This is a genomic window from Microbacterium sp. MYb54 (genome assembly GCF_002979515.1).
Taxonomy (GTDB): Bacteria; Actinomycetota; Actinomycetes; order Actinomycetales; family Microbacteriaceae; genus Microbacterium.
Genome location: NZ_PCPA01000007.1, coordinates 61,468 through 79,443, shown reverse-complemented (window position 1 = coordinate 79,443; position 17,976 = coordinate 61,468). Strand labels below are relative to the sequence as shown.

General features: G+C 67.8%; 19 protein-coding genes. 8 read left to right on the top strand and 11 right to left on the bottom strand.

Annotated features, from left to right (window positions below; all coding sequences use genetic code 11):
* Nucleotides 1–66 precede the first annotated feature (66 nt).
* Nucleotides 67–1,332, top strand: a complete 1,266-nt coding sequence (locus CQ040_RS09740; protein ID WP_105527166.1) for a hypothetical protein — start codon at nucleotides 67–69, stop codon at nucleotides 1,330–1,332.
* Between the two features lie 22 nt (nucleotides 1,333–1,354).
* Here the strand turns inward: CQ040_RS09740 and purQ are convergent, their stop codons facing one another.
* The 3 genes from purQ to CQ040_RS09720 form a co-directional block, all read right to left on the bottom strand.
* Nucleotides 1,355–2,062, bottom strand: coding sequence for a phosphoribosylformylglycinamidine synthase subunit PurQ (purQ, locus tag CQ040_RS09735; protein WP_105527165.1), 708 nt, complete (start codon nucleotides 2,060–2,062; stop codon nucleotides 1,355–1,357).
* Nucleotides 2,059–2,307: a phosphoribosylformylglycinamidine synthase subunit PurS gene (purS, locus tag CQ040_RS09730; RefSeq protein WP_017831295.1), complete on the bottom strand. Its 249-nt coding sequence runs from the start codon at nucleotides 2,305–2,307 to the stop codon at nucleotides 2,059–2,061. Before purS ends, purQ begins: the two co-directional genes overlap by 4 nt.
* Before the next feature lie 300 nt (nucleotides 2,308–2,607).
* Complete coding sequence (locus tag CQ040_RS09720; protein WP_105527681.1) at nucleotides 2,608–3,141, bottom strand: adenine phosphoribosyltransferase; 534 nt, start codon at nucleotides 3,139–3,141, stop codon at nucleotides 2,608–2,610.
* A gap of 138 nt (nucleotides 3,142–3,279) precedes the next feature.
* On the opposite strand from CQ040_RS09720, the gene CQ040_RS09715 reads away from it, so the two are divergent.
* From CQ040_RS09715 to CQ040_RS09690, 6 genes are all read left to right on the top strand, one after another.
* Nucleotides 3,280–4,590, top strand: a complete 1,311-nt coding sequence (locus tag CQ040_RS09715) for an ABC transporter substrate-binding protein (RefSeq protein ID WP_105527682.1) — start codon at nucleotides 3,280–3,282, stop codon at nucleotides 4,588–4,590.
* Nucleotides 4,591–4,688: 98 nt separating this feature from the next.
* Nucleotides 4,689–5,777, top strand: a complete 1,089-nt coding sequence (locus CQ040_RS09710; RefSeq protein WP_105527683.1) for a carbohydrate ABC transporter permease — start codon at nucleotides 4,689–4,691, stop codon at nucleotides 5,775–5,777.
* A complete protein-coding gene (locus CQ040_RS09705) occupies nucleotides 5,774–6,664 on the top strand; it encodes a carbohydrate ABC transporter permease (protein ID WP_105527684.1) in 891 nt (296 codons plus the stop codon). Before CQ040_RS09710 ends, CQ040_RS09705 begins: the two co-directional genes overlap by 4 nt.
* Before the next feature lie 5 nt (nucleotides 6,665–6,669).
* The gene (locus CQ040_RS09700; protein ID WP_181156858.1) at nucleotides 6,670–8,100 is read left to right on the top strand and encodes a GH1 family beta-glucosidase; all 1,431 of its coding nucleotides are present in this window, start codon (nucleotides 6,670–6,672) and stop codon (nucleotides 8,098–8,100) included.
* 27 nt (nucleotides 8,101–8,127) lie between these two features.
* Nucleotides 8,128–8,664 carry a DUF6578 domain-containing protein gene (locus CQ040_RS09695; RefSeq protein ID WP_105527686.1) on the top strand — a complete coding sequence of 179 codons (537 nt, stop codon included), beginning with the start codon at nucleotides 8,128–8,130 and terminating at the stop codon, nucleotides 8,662–8,664.
* A 110-nt stretch (nucleotides 8,665–8,774) separates the two neighbouring features.
* Nucleotides 8,775–9,770 carry a LacI family DNA-binding transcriptional regulator gene (locus CQ040_RS09690; RefSeq protein WP_105527687.1) on the top strand — a complete coding sequence of 332 codons (996 nt, stop codon included), beginning with the start codon at nucleotides 8,775–8,777 and terminating at the stop codon, nucleotides 9,768–9,770.
* A gap of 9 nt (nucleotides 9,771–9,779) precedes the next feature.
* Here the strand turns inward: CQ040_RS09690 and CQ040_RS09685 are convergent, their stop codons facing one another.
* From CQ040_RS09685 to CQ040_RS09675, 3 genes are all read right to left on the bottom strand, one after another.
* Nucleotides 9,780–11,897: a hypothetical protein gene (locus CQ040_RS09685; RefSeq protein ID WP_105527688.1), complete on the bottom strand. Its 2,118-nt coding sequence runs from the start codon at nucleotides 11,895–11,897 to the stop codon at nucleotides 9,780–9,782.
* Nucleotides 11,898–12,091: 194 nt separating this feature from the next.
* On the bottom strand, nucleotides 12,092–13,153 hold the full coding sequence (locus CQ040_RS09680) for a hypothetical protein (RefSeq protein ID WP_105527689.1): 1,062 nt from the start codon (nucleotides 13,151–13,153) through the stop codon (nucleotides 12,092–12,094).
* The gene (locus CQ040_RS09675) at nucleotides 13,126–13,998 is read right to left on the bottom strand and encodes a DUF1266 domain-containing protein (protein WP_105527690.1); all 873 of its coding nucleotides are present in this window, start codon (nucleotides 13,996–13,998) and stop codon (nucleotides 13,126–13,128) included. The genes CQ040_RS09680 and CQ040_RS09675 overlap by 28 nt, the downstream gene beginning before the upstream one ends.
* A 126-nt stretch (nucleotides 13,999–14,124) precedes the next feature.
* Between CQ040_RS09675 and CQ040_RS09670 the strand changes: the two genes are divergently transcribed.
* Nucleotides 14,125–14,790: a TetR/AcrR family transcriptional regulator gene (locus CQ040_RS09670; protein WP_105527691.1), complete on the top strand. Its 666-nt coding sequence runs from the start codon at nucleotides 14,125–14,127 to the stop codon at nucleotides 14,788–14,790.
* 80 nt (nucleotides 14,791–14,870) lie between these two features.
* Here CQ040_RS09670 and CQ040_RS09665 read toward each other — a convergent pair whose 3' ends face one another.
* The 5 genes from CQ040_RS09665 to CQ040_RS21230 form a co-directional block, all read right to left on the bottom strand.
* A complete protein-coding gene (locus tag CQ040_RS09665) occupies nucleotides 14,871–15,686 on the bottom strand; it encodes a M57 family metalloprotease (RefSeq protein ID WP_105527692.1) in 816 nt (271 codons plus the stop codon).
* Nucleotides 15,687–15,919: 233 nt separating this feature from the next.
* Nucleotides 15,920–16,558, bottom strand: a complete 639-nt coding sequence (locus CQ040_RS09660; RefSeq protein WP_105527693.1) for a GntR family transcriptional regulator — start codon at nucleotides 16,556–16,558, stop codon at nucleotides 15,920–15,922.
* Nucleotides 16,559–16,637: 79 nt separating this feature from the next.
* Nucleotides 16,638–16,850, bottom strand: coding sequence for a hypothetical protein (locus CQ040_RS09655; protein WP_105527694.1), 213 nt, complete (start codon nucleotides 16,848–16,850; stop codon nucleotides 16,638–16,640).
* A gap of 234 nt (nucleotides 16,851–17,084) precedes the next feature.
* Complete coding sequence (locus CQ040_RS09650; RefSeq protein ID WP_374954141.1) at nucleotides 17,085–17,720, bottom strand: IS5 family transposase; 636 nt, start codon at nucleotides 17,718–17,720, stop codon at nucleotides 17,085–17,087.
* Between the two features lie 12 nt (nucleotides 17,721–17,732).
* Entirely contained in the window at nucleotides 17,733–17,966 is a 234-nt protein-coding gene (locus tag CQ040_RS21230; RefSeq protein ID WP_374954245.1) for a transposase, read from the bottom strand.
* Nucleotides 17,967–17,976 lie beyond the last annotated feature (10 nt).

Here is a 17,976-nt window from a genome sequence, read left to right as displayed (position 1 = left end):
TGACGTGACCTGTTGGTCGCCCGCGAGTCACCCACTCGGACCGCGGTTCCGACCGAGAGGGTCTTCATGTCCGGTCCGTCGCGCCGATCGGCTCCGTGGATGATCGCGGCCGCGCTCGTCGCCGCGGTCGTGCTCCTGGGCGCCGCACCTGCTGCCCTGGGCGCTGCTCGATCTTCGGATGACCCGGTGCCCGCGGCCAACCCGCTGGACCCCGCGCAGTCGGTCGCACTGGCGTACGAGTTCCTGGATGCGCGTGTCGACGAGTTCTGCGATGGCGAAGGCCGCTGCCTGCCGCGCAGCTACGAGGGGGGCTTCTTCACCACCCCGAGCTGGGACTTCACGCCCTCGTTCGTCTACGACGACGCGCTCGTGATCATCGCCTACACCGCCCGTGGCCTTCCGGATGACCTCCGCCGGGCGCGGAGCATCGGTGACACGCTCCTGTTCGTGCAGGAGAACGACCCGATCGGCGACGGCCGCACACGGGCATCGTACGAGCCGCACGGTATCCGTCAGGGGCGGGTGGAGATCACCGGGCCCGGCTCGTTCACCGGCAACCAGGCGTGGGTCGGCCTGGCCCTCACGCGTCTCGCGCACGCGACCGGGGATTCGCGGTACCTCGACGGCGCGCTGCGGGTCGGTCAGTGGATCCAGGACAACACGGCCGACATGGCGCGAGCCCCGTACGGCTACACCGGGGGTCAGCTCGAAGACGGAACCTCGTTGACCTGGAAGTCCACCGAGCACAACAGCGACGTGTCCGGCTTCTTCACGCAGCTGGCCCAGCTCACCGGCGACCCGGTCTGGTCGGACAGGGCAGCCGTCGCGGCAGAGTTCGTCGCGGCGATGCAGAGCGCAGACGGTCATGTGAACACGGGGACGGGTCTCGACGGCTCGACCATCAACACCCGGCCCATCCCCCTGGACGCGCAGACCTGGAGCTCACTCGCCACCGGTGACCCGCGCTACGGTGCGGCGCTGGATTGGACGCTCGACAACCTCATCGCGACCGACGGGCCCTACACCGGGCCTTCGATCAGCGAGGTCGACGTGTCGAAGGCGTGGTTCGAGGGCAGCGGACACCTCGCGCTCGCGCTCGAGCTGCGTGACGCACCGGGCGATGCCGACCAGGTCGAGACGCTGCTGAGCAGCATCCGGCTGGCGCAGCGCGATGCCCCGAACGGCGACGGCAAGGGGATCGTCGCGACCTCGAACGACGGCCTGGACTCCGGGTTCGGCGACCTCTACTACGCGAGCCTGCACACGGGCGCGACGGCCTGGTACCTGCTCGCTGCGGTGGGGGACAACCCCTTCGCTCTACCGGTCGACTGACCGGAAGCAGCTGGCCTGAGGACTACGCGGCGACGCGGGCGACCGCGGCGATGGCGCTGGTGAAGAAGTCGAGTCCGTCGACACCGCTGCGCATGGCGGCTGGGGTGTCGGGGCCGAAGCCCGCCTCGGTGGCGTGCTCGGGGTGCGGCATCAGGCCGACCACGTTGCCGGCCTCGTTCGTCAGACCGGCGATGTCGCGCAGTGACCCGTTCGGGTTCACTCCGGCGTAGCGGAAGGTCACGAGGCCCTCGCCCTCGATGCGGTCGAGGGTCTGCTCATCGGCGATGTAGCCGCCGTCGGCGTTCTTGAGCGGGATCACGATCTCCTGGCCGTTGCGGAACGCATTGGTCCAGGCGGTGTCGGAGTTCTCGACCGTGAGCTTCTGGTCGCGGCGCACGAAGTGCTGGTGGTTGTTGCGGATCAGGCCGCCGGGGAGCAGGTGCGCCTCGACGAGCATCTGGAAGCCGTTGCAGATGCCGAGCACAGGCATGCCCTTGGCCGCGGCATCCTTGACCTCGCTCATGATCGGCGAGAGCGCGGCGATCGCACCGGCGCGCAGGTAGTCGCCGTAGCTGAAGCCGCCGGGGAGGACGAGCGCGTCGACACCTTCGAGGTCGTGCGAGCCGTGCCACAGGGCGACGGGCTCGGCGCCGGCGATGCGCACGGCGCGCTGGGCGTCGCGGTCGTCGAGCGAGCCGGGGAAGGTGATGACGCCGATGCGGACGGTCACTCCGCGACCTCGATGCCCACGACATCCTCGATCACGGAGTTGGAGAGCACCTCGTCGGCGATGCGCTTGGCCTCGGCGAGAACCTCGTCGGTGACCTCGCCCTCGACGGTGAGCTCGAAGCGCTTGCCGATGCGGACGTCGGTGAAGCCCTCGACGCCGAGGCGGGCGAAGGCGCCGGAGACGGCCTTCCCCTGCGGGTCGAGCAGTTCGGGCTTGGGCATGACGTCGACGACGATGGTGGGCATGACGGCTCCAAGAGTCGCGGGCGGACGGGCGCACCCAGTCTACTGCCCCCGCCGCTCCCGCTGCTCCCGGCGCATCCTGGCGTCGAGTGCACGGCTAGCCGTCGAGTGCACGGCTTACGCGCGCGCGGATGCCGTGCACTCGGCGAGAAGTCGTGCACTCGACGACCTCGACGACCTCGACGACCTCGACGACCTCGACGACCTCGACGACCTCGACGACCGCGACGACCTCGACGACCGCGACGACCGCGACGACCGCGACGACCGCGACGACCGCGACGACCGCGACGAGAAGCGCGGCTATGCGGAGTGGAAGACCGTGTGGAGGTCGCCGACCGCCTCGCGACCGCCGAGGCCGTCGATCTCGAACAGCACCGAGATGCCGACGACGTGGCTGCCGAGACGCTCGATGAGCTCGCGCCCCGCGGCGAGGGTTCCGCCGGTGGCGAGCACGTCGTCGATGAGCAGTACGCGGGATCCGGCGGGCAGGTCGTCGTGCATCTCGATCGTGGCGGTGCCGTACTCGAGGGCGTAGTCGACGGATGCCGCGGGGCGCGGCAGCTTGCCGGCCTTGCGGATCGGGATGAGGCCGACGCCCGCGGCGATGGCAGCGGCGCTGGCGAGGATGAACCCGCGGGCCTCGACGCCGGCGATCACGTCGAACTGACCGGCGAAGGGCGCGATGATCGCCTCGGTCGTCACGCGCAGGGCCTCGGCATCGGCGAGGAGCGGCGTGATGTCGCGGAAGATGATGCCCGGCTGCGGGTAGTCCGGCACATTGCGGATCAGGGCTTCGGCGCGGACGAGGGCAGGGGAGAGCGTGGCTTCGGGCACTGCCCAAGGGTACCCCGCGCCGGCTCGGGTTGACACCGTGGGAGCGCTCCCATAGAGTGACTCCTCAGTTCGTGGGAGCGCTCCCACGAACTGTCCCGAAGCACCACACACCGCACGACCACCACAAAGGAGTGAACCGTGAACACACGTGCCCGCAACCGGATCCTCGTGACTGCCGCCGTGGCATCCGTCGCAGCCCTCGCCCTCGCCGGCTGCTCCGGAAGCACCGGCGATGCAGCGGAAGGGAGCGCCGATGAGGAGGTGACGCTGACCGTCACCACGTTCGGCACCTTCGGCTACGAAGACCTCTACAAGGAGTACGAGAAGGCGCACCCGAACGTCAAGATCGAGGCGACCAACATCGACACCGGCGGCAACGCCCGTACCGATGCCTTCACCAAGATCGCCGCCGGCTCCGGCCTCAGCGACGTCGTCGCGATCGAGGAGGGGTGGCTCGGCGCGATCATGGATGTCTCCGACACCTTCGTCGATCTGCGCGACTACGGCATCGAGGACCGGAAAGACGACTGGGTCGACTGGAAGTACGGCCAGGCGACCGACGCCGAAGGCCGCGTCATCGGCTACGGCACCGACATCGGCCCGAGCGGCATCTGCTACAACGGCGCCGCGTTCGAGGCCGCCGGCCTCCCGAGCGACCGTGAGTCGGTAGCCGAGCTGCTGGGCGGCGACTGGGAGAACTACTTCAAGGTCGGCGCCGACTACACCGCGAAGACCGGCAAGGCCTGGTACGACCACTCCGGCTTCGTCTGGAACGCCATGGTCAACCAGCTCAACGAGGGCTACTACACGACCGACGGCGAGCTGAACGTCGAGGACAACGCCGAGCTCAAGGAGCGCTTCGAGCTGCTGGGCGCCGCGACCGAGGGCGGCCAGTCGGCAGCCCAGACGGCCTGGGACTGGAACGGCGGCAAGTCGTTCGTCGACGGTACCTTCGCGACCTTCGTCTGCCCGGGCTGGATGCTCGGCGTCGTGCAGGGCCAGGTCGAGGCCGGCGGCGGCGACGCTTCCACCGGATGGGACTTCGCCGATGTGTTCCCCGGAGGCGCGGCCAACTGGGGTGGGGCGTTCCTGTCGATCCCGGAGACCTCGCAGCACAAGAAGGCGGCTGCAGAGCTCGCCGACTGGCTGACGCAGCCCGAGCAGCAGGTGAAGCAGTCCGCTGCAGCGGGCAACTTCCCCTCGACGATCAAGGCGCAGGAGACGCTCGCCTCCGACGCGACGCCGAACGCCTTCTTCAACGACGCTCCGACCGGGGCCATCCTCGCCGAGCGTGCCAAGGGTGTCGTCGCACAGTTCAAGGGCGCCGATGACTCGGTCATCCAGGAGAACGTCTTCGGTCCGGCTCTCAGCAGCCTCGACCGCGGCGACACCGACACGCAGGGCGCCTGGAACCAGGCGATCGGCCTGCTGAACGAGCTCGTCGACTGACCCTCCCCTTCCGGTCGCAGTTCCTGCCGCCTCCACCCCACGGTCGACGACAGGAACTGCGACCGGAACCCCTCGGAACACCGGGACAAGGACACTCCATGACTCTCACCGCCCCGCCCGCGCAGCAGCAGCGCGCCGCATCCCCGGCAACGGATGCTCCGCCGAAGCGCTCCTGGCGCCACCGCGTCTCCCGGTTCGACCAGAACGCCTCGCCGTACCTCTACATCTCGCCGTTCTTCCTCCTGTTCGGGCTGGTCGGCCTGTTCCCGCTGCTCTACACCGTCTGGGTGGCCGTGCACGAGTGGGACCTGCTCAAGGGCGAGGGCGATTTCGTCGGGTTCGGCAACTTCGCCGAGATCCTCGGCGATGCGATGTTCTGGAACTCGATCGGCAACACCCTGAGCATCTTCCTGCTCTCCGCGATCCCGCAGCTGGCCGTGGCCCTCGTGATCGCGTATCTCCTCGACCGCGGACTGCGGGCTCCGACCTTCTGGCGCATGAGCGTGCTCATCCCGTTCGTGGTCACTCCGGTCGCCGTCGCCATCATCTTCTCGAGCATCTTCAACGAGGCCGACGGCCTGGCCAACAACCTGCTCAACCTCATCGGCATCGCCGACCAGGAGTGGAAGCACAACACTGCCCTGTCGCACATCGCGATCGCGGTCATGGTGAACTTCCGCTGGACCGGCTACAACGCCCTCATCCTCCTCGCCGCGATGCAGGCAGTACCGCGCGACCTGTACGAGTCGGCCGCGCTCGACGGGGCAGGGGCCGCACGCCGCTTCTTCTCGATCACGATCCCGACGATCCGTCCCACCCTGATCTTCGTCATCATCACCGCGACGATCGGCGGGCTGCAGATCTTCGCCGAGCCGCGCCTGTTCGACGTGTCGACGGCCGGCGGCATCGGTGGCAGCGACCGGCAGTTCCAGACCACCGTGCTGTTCCTATGGGAGCTCGCGTTCTTCCGCCGCAACCTGGGCGAGGCATCCGCGGTCGCCATCCTGCTCTTCCTTCTGATCGTCGCCATCGGCGTGATCAACTTCCTCATCTCCCGGCGCATCTCCACCGGAGACGCCCCCAAGAATCGTGCCGCCCGCCGCCGAGCGCGCACCGCCGACTCGGCGGCGACCAGTGCTGCCGCCGGAACGACGATCGCCATCACGACCGAGGAGAACGCGCGATGACCGCCACCCAGGCGCTGAGCGTCCCCGAGAAGATCCGCCGTCGCCGCAGCACATCGTCCGGCACCGCCGGTATCGGCAGCCGCCCCGGCTTCCTCACGTACGGGCTGCTGGCCGCATTCATCATCGGCAGCGTGTATCCGCTGTGGTGGTCGGTCGTGGTCGCGAGCGGCACGAACGCCACGCGTGGTGAGACCCTGCCCCTGATCCCCGGCGGCAACTTCTTCACCAACGCGGCCAAGGTGTTCGACGCGATCCCGTTCTGGTTGGCGCTGGGCAACTCCTTCCTCATCTCGGGCATCATCACCGTCTCGGTCGTCACGTTCTCGACGCTCGCCGGCTACGCGTTCGCGAAGCTCCGGTTCAAGGGCCGAGAGGGTCTGATGATCTTCGTGATCGCGACCATGGCGATCCCGACGCAGCTGGGCATCATCCCGCTGTTCATGCTGATGCGTGAGCTCGGGTGGACGGGCTCCATCGGAGCTGTCATCGTGCCGACGCTCGTCACCGCGTTCGGTGTCTTCTTCATGCGGCAGTATCTGGTCGACGTGATCCCGGACGAGCTGATCGAGGCCGCCCGCATGGACGGCGCGAACCAGTTCCGCACCTTCCTCACGGTCGGGATCCCCGCAGCACGGCCCGCCATGGCGATCCTCGGCCTGTTCACCTTCATGACGGCATGGACCGACTACCTCTGGCCGCTGATCGTGCTCTCCCCGCAGAACCCGACCCTGCAGACGGCACTCAGCCAGCTGCAGTCGGGCTACTACATCGACTACTCGATCGTGCTCGCCGGTGCGGTGCTCGCGACCCTCCCGCTGCTCGTGCTCTTCGTGGTCGCGGGTAGGCAGCTGGTCAGTGGCATCATGGCTGGCGCGGTGAAAGGATGACCCCTATGACCCGCTCCTTCCCCGAGAACTTCCTGTTCGGCGCCGCGACCGCCGCGTACCAGATCGAGGGTGCGGCGTTCGAGGATGGGCGCACGGCATCGATCTGGGATGCTTTCGCCCGAGTTCCCGGAGCCGTGATCGGTGCCGAGAACGGCGACATCGCCTGTGATCACTACCACCGGTATCCGCAGGACGTCGCGCTCATGAAGCAGCTCGGCCTGCAGACGTATCGGTTCTCGACCTCCTGGTCGCGGGTGCGTCCAGACGGCGGAGCCGTCAACGCGGCGGGCGTCGACTTCTACGAGCGCCTGGTCGACGAACTGCTCGCCGCCGACATCCTGCCCTGGCTGACGCTGTACCACTGGGACATGCCCCAGGCGCTGCAGGATGCCGGTGGCTGGACGAACCGCGACACGGTCGACCGCTTCCTCGAGTACGCCGGCACCATGCACGATGCGCTCGGCGACCGCGTGAACGTGTGGACCACGCTGAACGAGCCGTGGTGTTCGTCGTTCCTCTCTTATACGGCGGGGGAGCACGCGCCGGGGCACACCAGCATCGCGGAGGGGCTGCTCGCCTCGCACCATCTGCTGCTCGCGCACGGCAAGACCGTGCAGGAGCTCCGCCGACGTGATGCGTCGCTCAACCTCGGCATCACTCTGAACCACACGGTCGCCGATCCCGCCGACCCGCAGAACCCGGCCGACGTCGACGCCGCTCGTCGCGTGGACGGGCAGTTCAACCGCTGGTTCCTCGATCCGATCTATCGGGGCAGCTACCCGGCCGACATCGTCGAAGACATCCGCGCGGTCGACGCCGACGCGGTTGCTCAGTTCGAGGAGGCCGTCCACGACGGCGACCTCGCGGTCATCGCGCAGCACATCGACACCCAGGGCGTGAACTACTACCACGGCGACTTCGTCTCGGGCACGGCCCCGGTCGAGGGGCCCGTCTCCGCGGAGCCCGAGACCGAGCGCGTGGGGCGCAGCCCGTATCCGTCGAGTGACGGCATCCATGCGGTCGAGCGGGGCCTGCCGCGCACAGCGCAGAACTGGGAGGTGCAGCCCGAGGGCCTCACCCGCGTGCTGCAGCGGATCTGGACCGAATACGCCGAACCAGCCGGCACCGTGCTCTACATGACCGAGAACGGCGCGGCCTATGACGACGTCGTGGTGATCGACGAGGGCGAGACGCGTGTGCACGACGCCGACCGCACCGAGTTCCTGCGGTTGCACCTGGGCGCGGTGCTCGATGCCGCAGAGGCGGGTGTCGACGTGCGCGGCTACTTCTACTGGTCGCTGTTCGACAACTTCGAGTGGGCCTGGGGCTACGACAAGCGCTTCGGCATCGTGCGCGTCGACTACGGCACCCAGGAACGGAGCCTGAAGGACTCGGGCCGGGAGTACGCCCGCATCATCGGTGCCCGCGCGCTCTGATCCGGGCGTCGGGGATAGTCTGGCCGCATGACGCGTGTGTGGCTCACGTCGTGGGAATGGGCGTGCTGCGGAGAACCGTTCGAGATCGGCGACGAGGTCGACTTCGGCATCCGGTCGCGTGATCCGGAGGTCCTGGTCGACGAGTTGGGCGCGGAGCTGACCGGCACCGTCGATGCACTGGAGTCGCACCACGAAGAGGAGTACGCGGATCGGGTTCGCGGCAGAGTCGTCGCGGTGCATGAGGCCAGTCGGGAAGTTGTCGAGCGCAGGTTCGAGCACTTCGTGGACCCGTTCGCCCGGGCCCGGCCGTCCGGCAGGATGCGGCTTCCGGATGGCGTGTCCGCGGGGGCGAGGTTCTCGCGGCAAGGGTCCAGCATCGAACGGGTGCCCGGCACGACCAGACTGTCGTCCGTCGGAGGAATCCCGGTCGCGGCCGTCGAGCATCACGGGCCGTCCGCCCGACCCGCTGATGCCGAGGAGTCGCCGGCCGAGGAGCGCCGCCGCCAACGGGTCGGCTGGCTCGTCGACATCGAGGAGACACCGTCCGCCCCTCGAATCGCGTGAATGGTCGTATCCGGGGCCGAGATGCGACCATTTGCGCGACTCGGAGCGCGAGCGTCGGCGCAGAGTGAGCGGACCGGTGAGAATAGGGCGATGGAAGAGTGCGTACGCTGATGTCGCCCCGAGCGACCATCGAAGAAGTGGCATCCACTGCGGGTGTCTCCCGGTCGACCGTGTCGCGGGTCGTGAACGGGTCGACGGCCGTGAGCCCGGAGGCCCTCGCCGCGGTGCGCGCGGCGATCGACGAACTGAACTACGTGCCCAACCGGGCCGCGCGCTCCCTGGCGTCACGCCAGACCCACGCCATCGCGCTGATCGTCCCCGAAGACACCACGCGCTTCTTCGGCGACCCGTTCTTCGCGGCCATCGTCGCGGGCATCACAGGTGCACTCGGCGGCTCGGACTACCTGCTCAACCTGTTGATCGCGAGCGATGACCCCGGCGACAAGATGACCAGCTTCGTGCGCAACGGTGGAGTCGACGGCGCACTGATCGTCTCGCATCACACGAGCGACGCGTTCATCGACAGGATCGCGGATGCCGTGCCGGTGGTCTTCGGCGGGCGCCCCGTGCGCCGTCACGAGGGGGACTACGTCGTCGACGTCGACAACGTGGCCGGAGCGAAGAACGCCACCCAGCGGTTGATCGACATCGGCCGCACACGCATCGCGACGATCTCCGGTCCGCTCACGATGGTCGCCTCGGAAGACCGTGTGCAGGGGTTCCGCGCCGCTCTGGCGGAGGCCGGCCTCGCCCCGTACGCCGAGGAAGAGGGCGACTACAGCGAGTCGAGCGGTGCGGAGGCCGCCAGACGACTCCTCGACGGCGGGCGCCCGGATGCGATCTTCGTCGCGAGCGACCTGATGGCCCGTGGCGCGCTGACCGCCCTGCGTTCGGCCGGCGTACGCGTGCCGGAGGACATCGCGCTGGTCGGCTTCGACGATTCCTCGGTCGCGCTCACGACCGATCCGCAGCTGACCACGATGCGTCAGCCCATGTACGCACAGGGTGAGGCCATGGCGCGGGTCCTGCTGTCGCGTCTCGCCGGCGAAGAGCCGCCGACGACGACGATCCTGCCGACGGAGCTCGTGATCAGAGCATCCGCCTGACGTCGACCGTCACGCATGCGTGGGGAGCCGACGACTCCAGGCGAGGGCTGTCGTGACGAGCCCGGCCGAGATGATCGGCAAGTGGACGCCGGGGAACAGGCGGATCGCCCATTCCGACCCGCCGCTGAGCACCACGAGTAGAGAGAACGCCGACAGGACGAGTGCGACCGTCAGCCAGGCGCGGACGCCCCTCGTGCCGGCGATGCCCGTGCACAGGGCGACCGTCGCCGCCAGCCCGGCCAAGATCAGATACGTGCCTCCGCCGCGGAGGTGCTCGGTGAGGACAGCCAGGCGATCGGGCGCGCCGAGCTCGCCGGTGGCGGCGACGATCGTCATCCCGAAGCCGCCGATGCCGCTCACGGCCGCAGCCGACAGCGACATCACGAGGCTGCGCCGACGGCGTCGGAAGGTCTGAGGATAGAGGACGTCCTTTCTCCCCTCGGCGGCGCTCGTCGTGAAGGCCTTGATCCGCCTGGTCGCGCCGTTCCGCCACCGGTTCATGGTCCAGATCCCGGTGATCGCCGCGGTCGCGATCCCGGTGACCAACACGTTCGCCACGACGACGAGAAGAGGCAGCCCCATCACCACGGGGAACGCGACGAACATCATGACGAACACGATCTGCGTCGAGATGCGGAATACGTAGTTGCTCTCGGAGAGTGCCGCAAGCGAACGCCGCAGTCCGTCGACGGGTGGCGACTTCCGCCGCGCCAGCCAGGCGCTGATGTCGAAGCGCAGGACCGATCGTGCACCGAGGTACGAGGACAGCAGGTGGTCGACGAGCGGGTTGTTGACGCTCGGGATCGTCATCGGGATCGCTGAGGGCGGCAGTTCCGGCACCGACATGCTGCCGACCACGTCGCCACGGGCGGACATCTCCTCCCAGGTGATCTGAGGAGGCAGCTCGGGGATCGTCGTCATCTCCACGCCGCTCTGCTTCTGCAGCAGGACCGCGATGACCGCGGTCGCCAGTCCGAGTCCGATGTACAGCAGGAACCACCAGTTCGTCGGTATCAGCCCGCTCGAGAGTTCCGTCATCAGGTCGACGGGGAGGGAGAAGAGCAGTGCGGGGGCGACGAGGACGAAGAGACCGATCACGCCGATCGCGCGCGAGGCGTCCGTATTGAGCGGACCTCCCGGTTCCAGCATCTGAATGACGCCGATCGAGAAGAGGACGATGCCGCCGAGCCAGACCCAGCCGGCGAGCGCCCAGAGCGGGTTCCGCAGCATCGAGATCAGGTGGATCGGCCGGAGTCCGGAAGCGACACCGGTGAAGCGGCGCACATTCGGCCAGTGTCGACCGCGCTCGGCGAGCAGAGTGTGGGCGAGATAGCCGCCCTGCGAGTGTCCCATCACCCACACTTCGTCGCACTGCTGTGCGGCGAAGTCGATGCTGGTCGCCACGCGCTGCAGGATCTCCTCACGTCGGTGGTCGCTCAGCGTCGCGACGTACACGTGCTCTGTGACATCCCGCGATGACGCCAGCAGCACGATCACGAGCAGAATGGCCGTCGCGCACAGCGACATGGCGAGCCAGAGCGGCAGCGAGGAGAACCCGATGGCGATCGCGGCGAGGAACGCGTAGAGCGTTATCGAGCGGGACATGGTCGGGGCGAGCCGGATGAAGTCCTCGGTCTCGGACCGGATGCCGGCGAAAAGCCTGCGCCGCGGGACAGGCGCAGGCCTCGGTGCGACCTCTGATTCGTGGAATCGCGGCGCGAGCAGGGCCGGCAGCAGGTACGGAAGCGTGGAGATCAGGAACCACAGCCGCCGGAGGGCAGCGAGCAAACCGCGTTCACGATGGTCCGCGACGACGTCGGCCCAGTGCGCCTCGACGAGGAGCGCGGAATGGCGGCCGTCGACGTCGACGACCTGGCTCAGGGGTGAGCCGGGGGTGCGGCGCTGATCGCAGACTCCGGCGGCGTGACCCATCTCCGACAGAGTCGCCTTCACTCGTCGGGACACATGATCGAGGGTCTGCCCGGGCGACTGGTGACCGATCCCATGAACGATGACGAGTCCCGCGCGGTAGCGCGTCGGCGCGGCGGTCCCGGCCGCCGCACCGGGGTCCGTCGCCGGCGTGGCTCCGCGTCGAGATTTCTTCCGCGAGCTCTTCGATCTGCCCATGCATCCCCCCCCGGGTCCGGCCTGGTCGACGATACCAATCTGGTCGACGCGATCCGATATTCAATCGAACCGGCTGGTATCGGCCCGAGATCGGATGGACACGGGCGCGCCCCTGGCGCCCCCTCCGGGCCAGGGACGCACCCGTGCGTCTGTGTCGCACGGCCTCGGACCGGGGCCGTGCACGGCTGAACAGGTCAGCCGAAGAGAGATGCGAGCAGATCACCGCCGAACAGGGAGATGGCGGTAAGCCCTGCGGACAGCAGGAGCACCGCGGTCGTGCCCGCGACTGCGAAGACCGAGATGCCGCGGCCGCCCAGCCGCTGACCGCGCAGCCCGACCGCCACACCCGCTCTGGCGGCGATGTCGCCGGCGTTGTCGTCGCCGTACAGCTCAGTACGTGCGGCGAAGCGGCGGTGGAACTCCTCGGCCAGCACGAGAGCGGCCGCCATGGTCTCGGCGCGGTCGAATCGGGTGCGTGCGGGGAGGTACACGTAGAGTCGGTCGGAGACGAGCTCGATCTCGGCACCCGATCCGAGGTCCAGAACGCGGGCCATGAGATCCGGGGTGAAGATGTACAGCGCGTCCTGCTGGTAGCCCTCCGGCACGATGAGACGGAACGTCTTCGCGAAATCCCCCTCCAGGTCCATCCGCGCGGCGCCGCGGCCGAGCCCGAGCGTCGGAATGATGCTGCGCTTGCGGTTCGCGAGCACGATGTGCGGCACGGATGCCGGCAGCGGCAGCTCGATGAAGGCGAACGGCCGCTGGATCGTGGCGCGCTCCTGCCCGTGTGACACCGAATGGTGCATGCCCAACTCGAACGGCATCCGTGCGTCGTCACAGGCGATGACCGCACGCTCCCTCCCGTGCACCACACGGGCGAACGCGGCGCCGGGGCGACGGGTGCGCTCGAGCGTGTCGGCGTAGGCCCATCCGTTCTGCCAGGCGAACGCGGCGATCTTCACCCGCCGGCTCAATCCCACCGCCCACCACAGGAAGCCGACCGCGGCGAGCACGGTGTATCCGATCACGAACACGCCCAGGATCGGCGCGACGGCGAGGATGTCGCTGCGGCCGAGGAACCACAGGCCGGTGAGCATCGCGGCAGCGAACAGCAGCACCGCTGCCAGGATCACCACGAAGCGGCGATGCGGAGGCATCCCGCAGATGCGTTCGTACGTGAGGATGTCGCGGAGTCCCGCGCTTCGTCGCAGCGGGTCCAGATCTACGGCTACAGGCTCCACGACAGCGTCGCCCACGGACCGTTGCGCTTCTCAGTCGCAGCGGCCTTGAAGTCGGACCAGCCGTCGCCGAACTTCTCGAACGACTTCTCGTCGACGTTGCCGTCAGACCAGTGCATGACACGGCCCACGATGTAGCTCAGTCCGAAGTCGGCCCACGACTCGAAGGGCGGGCGCCCTTCGACGTTGATGCGGTGGATGATCTGCCGTGCTTCGGCGACGTCGCCGTGTCCGAGTGCGACGCCCCAGGTCGTCATCGCGACGGCCTGGCCGAGCGCGTAGCCGTCGAGGGTCTTCACGAACAGCCCGGGGGTGACGATGTCTTTGCCGACGCGCTTGCGCACCTCGGACTCGGAGTACTCGATCGAGGTGACGAAGGTGCGCGCGTCGCGCTTGTCTCCGCCCTCCTGCACGATCGCGGCGAGCCACTCCTTGGCCTTCGGGGTGCGTCCGAGACGCTGGGCGAGCTCGGTGCGGACGGCGAGGTAGAGCACCCACACCTCACGGCGGCGTCGCACCGTGGTGAGGCGTTCGACGTTCGCCAGCCACTCGTCGCGCGTGTGCACGCCCCACTGGTCGACGAGCACCTTCTTCTCGCGGTCTCCGAGGATCGATGCGGTCGGGTCGTTCCAGTGGCCGGAGGGAAGATTCACGATCTGCAGGAAGCCGAGTGCGATCTCGTCGGCCTCTCGGTCCGTCGTCGAGTAGTCCGGCGAGGCCTTGACCTTGGCGTCGGGGAGGATCCAGATCACGAGGAAGAACAGCACCACGACGCCGACGATCGCCCAAGCCCACCACTGGCTGACGAGCCATTCGAAGATCGAGGTCACGCTGTTGAAGTCGACGCTCGCGAAAGAGTGCATGGGTGCTCCTGGAAGGGGATGAATCCGTGTCCGCTCATAGATTGAACGAACATTCAGTGAGTAATCTATACGGCAGGGGAGCGATTCGGAAAGACAGGCTGGCGGGACTCAGGAGGTGGATGCCACGTGGCGCGCTCCGACGAGCAGAACCGGCTGGCCCGAGAACGCACCAGGGAGATCATCCTGCAGGCGGCGATCGACACCTTCAGTGAACGCGGCGTCGCGGGCGCCAGTATCGCTGAGATCACGAAGCGGGCAGGTGTCGCCCAGGGGCTCGTGAACTACCACTTCGGCGGCAAGGAGCAGCTGGTCGCGGCCGTCATCGACCGCTGGTTCGAGACGGTGCTGGGCTTCGCCCGTGTCGAGGGGACGCCCGATGAGATGCTCGCCGCCGTGATCGACGGCGCTCTCACCGCGACCGCCTACGCGATACCGCTGCAGCGCGCGGTGCTGGCGATGCAGCAGCAGCCGGCCACGCACCGGTTGTTCGCCGAATCTGAGGCGCGGCATGAAGCGGGAGCGACGGCAGCGGAAGACGCTGTTCGCGACCTGTTCCGCGCGCGCGGGGCCGAGGATCCCGCTCTCGAGGAGGTCATGCTCCGCAGCACGATCGAGGGTGTCTTCGTGAAGTCCGCCGTCTTCGGCGGCACGTATCCGCTCGAGGACGCTCGGCGCTGGATGTTCCGGCGGTACGGATTGCCCGAGCCGACGACGCCGATCGCGCCGCCGGCGCCGCTCCGTGAGGGCGAACCGCGACCGAGGGCGACGGCGGCGCTGCGTCTGGACGAGTAGGCCCAGGGCGTCGCTTGCTGACGAACGCGGGGCCCGGTCGAGAACGACCGGGCCCCGCTGATTCGAAGCGCTGGACTGCGTCAGTTCCCGTAGAGAGCGACGGCTCCCTCGATGTCGGCGCTCGTCATCGACAGGTCGTCGGACGATCCGTTGCACGTCGGGTAATGCATGATCGATGACGAGTCGTACGGCGTCAGCGGTCGCCAGTTGTTGTCCTCGAAGCAGGTGCCAGACTCAGGTCGAGTGTGCTCGTGTCGGAAGCCGAGCACGTGGCCGAGCTCGTGGCCGATCACGTTCGTCGGCGTGATGGCCCCGGATGACCAGATCGAGTCGTCGATGAGAACGTTCTGCAGCTTCGGCGGATCGCTCGGGAAGAAGGCCCGGGCGGTGTACTGCGTCGTCTGCACCGGCTCCACCGAGAAGAGGACGGTGGCGTTACGCGTTGTGCACTTCGCATCGGCGCTGCTGTCGTAGATGAAGTCGATCTTCGAGGATGCCGCCTCCCAGAGTGCGGCGCCGCTCTCCATTGCGCTCACGACTTCGGCGTGACGCTCGCCGAACGCGGTGCTGACGCAGTAGGTGAGGTTCGCCACCTGCTCGTCAGACCACATGTCGTCGAGGCCGTTGACCGTTTGGACGATGAGGCCGTTGGTCACGGGGTCGGCGCCGAGGAGCTGTTCGTAGAACGACCGCAGTTCGCCCCGGTCGGAGATCACCTCGTCTCCGTTGACGACGTAGGCGCCGTCGATGTCTCGGTAGGTCGACGCTTCGAACTCCTGGAAGGTGGGGACGTCGTCGGCGTCGGGTGTGGAATTGGCGGCAGCGGGGATGACCGTGCCGAGGCAGAGCGCAGCAGCCGCGGTAGCGGCGAACGCCAGTTTTCTCGTGAGTCGCAAAGTAGTAGTCCTTTTCGATCTGAACGATCCGCGCGCCCCCTCGGCACGCGGCCTCCGGATGAAAGGCGAGCAACTCTGCGCCGCCGATCGTGCCGAAGTCCGCTCACGTAACCATGGCTTTCACGAGATCGCAAGGCATTTCCCGGCATGTTCACAGATTTATGCACTCAGGTCAAAAATACCGAACACTGTTCTGGTCGAAGGTGGTGTCCGGCTCCCCGAGACGTCGGGGGTCAGGGGTGACCCATGCGGGCGAAGGCTCCGAGGACGCTGCGTTCAGATGCGGTGAGGTAGCGCTCGAGCTCTTCGGCGGCCGCTTCGGGGCCCCTTTCCAGCAGCGCTGTGAGCACGGCACGGTTCCGCCGGACGAACGGCTCGTGCAAAGATCGCGGCTCGTCGATCTCGAGGAAGACGAGTCGCAGCTCGGCGGCCACATCGCGGTAGGTGCGCGCGAGCCGGGCGCTGTCGGCGAGGGCCACGATCGCGTCGTGGAAGGCCATGTTCGCGCTGCCGATGCGCCGCCAGTCCTCGTGCGGCAGTTGCTCCTCGGCCTCGGCCAGGGCGTCGCGCATGAGCTGCACGGCGGGATGCTCGGGCTCGGACTGGCGCAGCGCCGTGCACTCGATCACGCGGCGGGCACGGTAGATGTCGATCACGTCGGCGATGGTGGGGGAGGCCACTGAGACGCCGCGGTGCGGGATGTGCTCGACGAGCCCCTGCTCTGCGAGCACCCGGAACGCCTCGCGGAGGGTGTTGCGTGACACGTCGAACTGCTCGGCGAGGGCTGACTCCGACAGCCGTGAGCCCGGTGCGAAGTCGCCGTCGATGATGCGCTGACGGAGCACGTCGGCGAGCGGGCCCTGCTGGTTCATGCCTTCATCGTAGGTGTCGGAGGGGCGGATCGTCTGCGGTCGCCAGCGGTGCCTGCGGGGCCAGGCCTTTCACGTTTTGTTATTCGTGTTCGCTTCTTCCGCGTGGTCCGTCTTGCCTTCGCGCGAAGTTCTTGATGCTAAGCGCGAGGACAACGATCACTAGCACGAGAGAAACACCCCAGAACGCCCAGACCGCGTCGTGGAACACGTCGATCCGAGCGAGCAGCGGAAGAGTTGCTGCGAGGAGCACGAGGGTGATGATCGTGGCGCGTACCGCGACGCGTGTCTTCATGCGGGGCCTAGGAGGACTTTACGTTTCTGCATCTTCATCAGGTGATCCCCCCATTGTTCATCGACGCCCCAAGACACCCCAGGACCTCTCCCACCCTAATCTGCCGCGTGGTTTTTGTCTGTCCCCCGTCTGGCCGACAGACAAATGGTGGTCCAGGATGTGTCTCTCTTCGTCCACACCCCCAACCTCTTTGTCGCGCGTCGGGAAGTAGCGATGCCCAGACTCTGTGCACGACTAGGGTGTGTCTGACAATTGCCTGGTCCAGGCGATGATGCCGTGGAGGATGACCGCGGCTCGGTAGGTGGTCGCGTGTTTGTCGTTTCGGGTGGCCAGGCCGCGCCACTGCTCGAGGTGGCTGAAGCGGCGCTCGATGACGTCGCGGTTCCTGTAGTCGGCCGTGTCGAGCGCGACGGGGCGTCCGCCTCGTGATCCTCGGCGTTTGCGGTGACCCTTCTGGTCGTCGGGCTCGGAGATGACAGCCTTGATGCCGCGGTCGCGTAGGTGCGAGCGGATCGCGCGAGACGAGTACGCCTTGTCGCCGCGTACCGCGTCCGGTCTGGTGCGTGGCCGACCGATCTCACGCCCAACGCGCAGGTGCGACGACATGAGAGGCAGGAACATCGGCGAGTCACCGGCCTGACCGGGCGTGATCCTGGCGACCAAGGGCAGCCCGTTACCATCGACGAGCTGATGGACTTTGGTCGATAGCCCGCCGCGTGAGCGACCGATGCCGTGGTCAGGCGGCTCTTCCCGCAGATTCGTGTAGTTCGACCCAGCCCCCAGTGAGGCGCATCGTGTTCGTCGCGTGCTGATGTGCGCGAGCGATCGTGGAGTCCACCGACAGCGACCAGTCCACCAATCCGGCGGCATCCGCGGCAGCGGTCAATCGAGCATGCACCTTCTCCCACGTGCCCTCCACCGCCATCCGGCGATGCCAGGTCCACACCGTTTGCCACGGGCCGAACACCTCAGCAGATCCCGCCACGCGATCCCGGTCCGATACCGGTAGACGATGGCCTCGACCATCGACCTGGCATCGGAGAACGGTCGCCCTCGTCGCCCCGTCCGCGCCGGGAGCATCGGCTCGATAAACGACCACTGAGCATCCGAGAGCACTTGGAAGCGC